Origin of the sequence: Noviherbaspirillum sp., assembly GCF_035654295.1 — a bacterium.
Taxonomy (GTDB): Bacteria; Pseudomonadota; Gammaproteobacteria; order Burkholderiales; family Burkholderiaceae_D; genus Noviherbaspirillum.
In genome coordinates this window covers 1-5,032 of the sequence record NZ_DASRXF010000107.1, presented here as the reverse complement: position 1 = coordinate 5,032, position 5,032 = coordinate 1, and the positions used below count along the sequence as shown (strand labels likewise).

Here is a 5,032-nt window from a genome sequence, read left to right as displayed (position 1 = left end):
AGTGTCCGCCCATCGCATGCCGGACGAAATGTTCCGCTACGCCGAGACGGCACGCGAGCGCGGACTGCGCGCGATCATCGCCGGCGCCGGCGGTGCGGCCCACCTGCCGGGCATGGTGGCGGCCAAGACCATCGTGCCTGTGCTGGGCGTGCCCGTCCCCTCCAAATACCTGCGCGGCGAAGATTCGCTGCTGTCCATCGTGCAGATGCCCAAGGGCGTGCCGGTATCGACCTTCGCCATCGGCGAGGCGGGTGCCGCCAACGCCGCACTGACCGCGGTGGCCATTCTCGCCACGACCGATGACAACCTGGCTGCCAGGCTGCAGGAGTTCCGCGCCAAGCAGACCCAGGCCGCCTTTGCAATGACACTGCCGGCATGAGCAACAAGTACCAAGCCTTCCTCCCTACCGCGACACCTCCCACCTGGCTGGGCGTAATGGGTGGCGGCCAGCTGGGCCGCATGTTCGTGCACGCCGCGCAGATGATGGGGTTCAAGGTCGCCGTGCTCGAACCGGCGCGCGACTGCCCGGCCGGCCACGCGGCCGACCACCTGATCTGCGCGAAATACGATGACGAGGCCGCGCTCGCCGAGCTGGCGCAGCAATGCGCAGCCGTTACCACCGAGTTCGAGAACGTACCGGCGCAAAGCCTCGCTTTCCTCGCCGACCGCTGCTTCGTCGCGCCGGGCGCGGCATGCGTGTCCGTCGCACAGGACCGCCTGGAGGAGAAGCGCTTTTTCACGGACTGCGCCCCGGCTTCCGGCGTGCTGCCCGCACCCTATAAGGCCATCCTTGGCGACGGCGACATCGACGCCATTCCCGACGTGCTGTTCCCCGGCATCCTGAAGACGGTGCGCATGGGTTACGACGGCAAGGGGCAGGTGCGCGTGAAGTCGAAGGACGAAGTGCGTGCCGCATTCGCCGGCATGGGCGGCGTGGACTGCGTGCTCGAAAAGATGCTGCCGCTCGCCTACGAGATTTCCGTGCTTGCCGCACGCGGCGCGGACGGCGAATCGGTGGTCTATCCGATCGCGGAAAACGTCCACCGCGACGGCATTCTCTTCACCACCACGGTTCCCGGCCCGAACGTCTGCCGGGAAACCGCCGCGAAGGCGCAGACGGCTGCCCTGTCGATCATCGCCCAGCTCGGCTACGTCGGCGTGCTGTGCATCGAATTCTTCGTGCTGCAGGACGGTTCCCTCGTCGTCAACGAGATGGCCCCGCGCCCGCACAACAGCGGTCACTACACGATCGACGCCTGCGTGACCAGCCAGTTTGCGCAGCAGGCCCGCGCGATGGCACGCCTGCCGCTGGGCGACGTACGCCAGCACTCGCCGGCGGTCATGCTCAACATCCTCGGCGACGTCTGGTTCGAGGGCGATAGCGATACGCCGCGCGAACCGGCCTGGGACAAGATCCTTGCCCTGCCGGGCGCCAACCTGCACCTCTACGGCAAGGACGACCCGCGCCGCGGCCGCAAGATGGGCCATGTGACCTTCGTCGATCCCACGCTGGAACTCGCGCAGCAAAACCTGCGCGCCGCCTGCGACATCCTCGGCATTCCTTATTGATCATGTCGGAACAGCCATTGGACATGCCGGCCATCCGGGCGGCGGCACGCCTGCTGGAGCAGGGCGAACTGGTCGCCCTGCCGACAGAGACCGTGTACGGCCTCGGCGCCGATGCCGAAAGCCCGCCGGCGGTGGCAAGGATCTATGCCGCGAAGGGCCGCCCGTCCAATCATCCGGTCATCGTTCATCTCGCGCCCGGCGCCGATATCGGCTACTGGGCCGTCGACATTCCCGCAGAGGCGCGCAAGCTGATCGATGCCTTCTGGCCGGGTCCGCTCACCCTGATCCTCAAGCGGGCGCCGCACATTCCCGACGCCGTGTCCGGAGGACAGGATTCAGTCGGCCTGCGTTGTCCCTCGCATCCGGTTGCGCAGGCGTTGCTGCAGGAATTCAAGAACGGGCAGGGCGGCGTCGCCGCACCGTCCGCAAACCGGTTCGGTCATGTCAGTCCGACCACCGCGCAGCACGTCCGGGACGAGTTCGGAAGCGGCCCGGGCAGCCCGGTCGCCTGCGTGCTTGAAGGCGGCCAGAGCGATGTCGGCATCGAATCCACCATCCTTGACCTGAGCCGCATGGCGACGCACGGCCCGGTGCTGCTGCGTCCCGGGCACATCAGCGCAGCGCAGATCGCAGGCGTGATCGGCGTGCAGCCTTGCACGCCCGACGCGGCAGCGCCGCGTGCGTCGGGCACGCTTGAGGCGCACTATGCGCCGAGCACCCCGGTGGCGCTGGTGACAGTGGAAGAGCTCGCCGGCACGATGGAACGCCTTACCGGTGCTGGAAAGCGCGTGGCATTGATCCGCCGCTCCTTCCCGGAGGCCGTCGCCCTCGCGCAGATCGCGATGCCGCAACCGCCCGACGGTTATGCCCACGATCTCTATGCGGCGCTGCGCGCAATGGACGCGGCCGGCGCCGATGTCATCCTCGTCGAATCCTTGCCGCAGAACGACGCATGGCAGGGCGTCAATGACCGTCTGCGCCGCGCTGCGCATGACTCCCAAGGCATCCTCGCGCGACTGCTGGCGGGCAGGCGCCCCGTCTAGAGCACACGCTCTAAAGTTGCATCACGGATTTAATTCTGGTCGGCTAGGCAAGTGTTGAGATCGATGACATACTAGCCAGGGAAAGGCACACTCGTTCGCTTTTCTTTCCCGAGCACAATACTCATAACAGGAGACCAGATGCGTCACTTCGATTTTGCAGCGGCGCTGCTTTCAGCCGCCATCCTGGCCGGCTGCGGCGGCAACAATACTCCCCAATTCAGCAGTGTCGTGTCCTTCGGCGACAGCCTGAGCGACATCGGTACCTACTCCGTCGGCACGGTCAGGGCGCTGGGCGGCGGCAAGTACACGGTCAACGATCCGGCGTCCAAGAACTGGATCGAGCTGATGGCGACCAAGCTGAACGTCGCTGCGCCTTGCCCGGCGCAGACGGGTCTCCAGGGCGATGCGGCGCAGGGCTTCTCCGTGCCGGTGACCAACTTCACCAACTGCACCGCGTATGCCCAGGGCGGTGCACGCGTGACCAATCCGGTCGGCCCGGGCAACAGGGCGTTGGGCGGAAGCGCCGCCATCCTTGGCCAGCTCACCGTTCCGGTCGTCACCCAGATCCAGACCCACCTGAACAGCAGGGGCGGCTCGTTTACCGGCAATGAAGTCGTGTTCGTCATGGCCGGCGGCAACGACGTGTTCATCAACCTCGCGACCGTCGGTGCGGGCGGCAGCCCGACCGCTGCGGTCACGGCCATGGGTACGGCAGGCGCGGAGCTCGGCGGCTATGTGAAGAACCTCGTGGTAGGGAAGGGCGCGAAGTACGTGGTCGTCGTCAACCTGCCGGATGTCAGCAAGACGCCGTTCGCGCTCTCGCAAAGCGCGGAAACGCAGGGCTTGATCAATACGATGGTCACGACCTTCAATTCCCAGCTGCAGCAAGGCCTGTCCGGCACCGATGTCCTGCTGGTAGACGCCTATACCGTCAGCCGCGACCAGAACGCCAACCCGGCGAAATACGGTCTCACCAACGTCACCGCTCCGGCTTGCGACCTGACACCGGCAAGGAACCCGCTCGGTTCCTCGCTGGTGTGCACGAGGGCCAACCTGGCCGCGGGCGCGACCGATACCTATCAGTATGCCGACACCGTGCACCCGACGCCGTACGGCTACAGGCTGCTGGCTGATCTTGTCACCGCACAGATGGGCAGCCGCGGCTGGCTGTAATACCACGCGCCAGATAAAAACCCCCTCCGAGGCATGCAGCGGACGGGGTTTTGTTTTTTGGCGGCGGGGACGTTTACTGGAAGGCCTGGATTCCGGTCTGTGCACGCCCGAGGATCAGCGCATGGATGTCGTGCGTGCCTTCATAGGTGTTGACCACTTCCAGGTTCACCATGTGGCGGATCACGCCGAATTCATCCGAAATGCCGTTCCCGCCCAGCATGTCGCGCGCCATGCGCGCCACGTCCAGCGCCTTGCCGCAAGAATTGCGCTTCATCATCGAAGTGATTTCCGGCGAGTCTGTGCGTTCATCCTTCATGCGTCCCAGGCGCAGGCAGCCTTGCAGGCCGAGCGTGATTTCCGTCTGCATGTCGGCCAGCTTCTTCTGGATCAGCTGGTTGGCCGCCAGCGGCTTGCCGAATTGCTTGCGGTCGAGCACGTACTGGCGGGCGATATGCCAGCAGGACTCGGCCGCGCCGAGCGCACCCCAGGCGATGCCGTAGCGCGCCGAATTGAGGCAGGTGAACGGCCCCTTCAGGCCGCGCACTTCGGGGAAGGCATTCTCTTCCGGGCAGAACACTTCATCCATCACGATCTCGCCGGTGATCGAGGCGCGCAGGCCGAACTTGCCGTGGATTGCCGGGGCGGACAAGCCTTTCATCCCTTTTTCCAGCACGAAGCCGCGGATGGCGCCTTCGTCATCCTTGGCCCACACCACGAACACATCGGCGATCGGCGAATTCGAGATCCACATCTTGGCGCCGGAAATGCTGTAGCCGCCGGCCACCTTCTTCGCCCGCGTGACCATCGAGCCGGGATCGGAGCCGTGGTTCGGTTCGGTCAGGCCGAAGCAGCCGATCCATTCGCCGGTGGCGAGCTTGGGCAGGTACTTCTGTTTCTGCGCTTCGGTGCCGAACTCGTAGATCGGTACCATCACCAGCGAGGACTGCACGCTCATCATCGAGCGGTAGCCGGAATCGACGCGCTCCACTTCACGCGCGATCAGGCCGTAGCTGACGTAATTCAGGCCGGGTCCGCCGTACTGTTCGGGAATGGTGGGGCCGAGCAGGCCGAGCGCCCCCATCTCGCGGAAGATCGCGGGATCGGTCTTTTCGTGGCGGAAGGCTTCCAGCACGCGCGGCTGCAGGCGCTCCTGGCAATAGGCGTTGGCCGCGTCGCGCACCATGCGCTCTTCATTCGTGAGCTGCTGGTCGAGCAGCAGCGGATCGTCCCAGTGGAATTGTGCTTTC

The 5,032-nt window shown here is 65.6% G+C and carries 5 protein-coding genes; 4 read left to right on the top strand and 1 reads right to left on the bottom strand.

Translation table 11 applies throughout. From position 1 onward, the window contains the following. The 4 genes from purE to VFF99_RS11390 form a co-directional block, all read left to right on the top strand. Positions 1-379: 5-(carboxyamino)imidazole ribonucleotide mutase (gene purE / locus VFF99_RS11405; protein ID WP_325017946.1), on the top strand; the 379-nt coding region annotated here is incomplete at its 5' end. Beyond that, positions 376-1,569, top strand: a complete 1,194-nt coding sequence (locus VFF99_RS11400; protein WP_325017944.1) for a 5-(carboxyamino)imidazole ribonucleotide synthase — start codon at positions 376-378, stop codon at positions 1,567-1,569. The genes purE and VFF99_RS11400, both read left to right, overlap by 4 nt. Before the next feature lie 2 nt (positions 1,570-1,571). Next, complete coding sequence (locus VFF99_RS11395) at positions 1,572-2,612, top strand: L-threonylcarbamoyladenylate synthase (RefSeq protein ID WP_325017943.1); 1,041 nt, start codon at positions 1,572-1,574, stop codon at positions 2,610-2,612. Between the two features lie 138 nt (positions 2,613-2,750). Continuing rightward, positions 2,751-3,785, top strand: a complete 1,035-nt coding sequence (locus tag VFF99_RS11390; protein ID WP_325017941.1) for an SGNH/GDSL hydrolase family protein — start codon at positions 2,751-2,753, stop codon at positions 3,783-3,785. Between the two features lie 73 nt (positions 3,786-3,858). On the opposite strand, the gene VFF99_RS11385 is transcribed toward VFF99_RS11390, so the two are convergent. After that, the coding region (locus VFF99_RS11385; RefSeq protein WP_325017939.1) for an acyl-CoA dehydrogenase at positions 3,859-5,032 on the bottom strand (1,174 nt) is incomplete at its 5' end.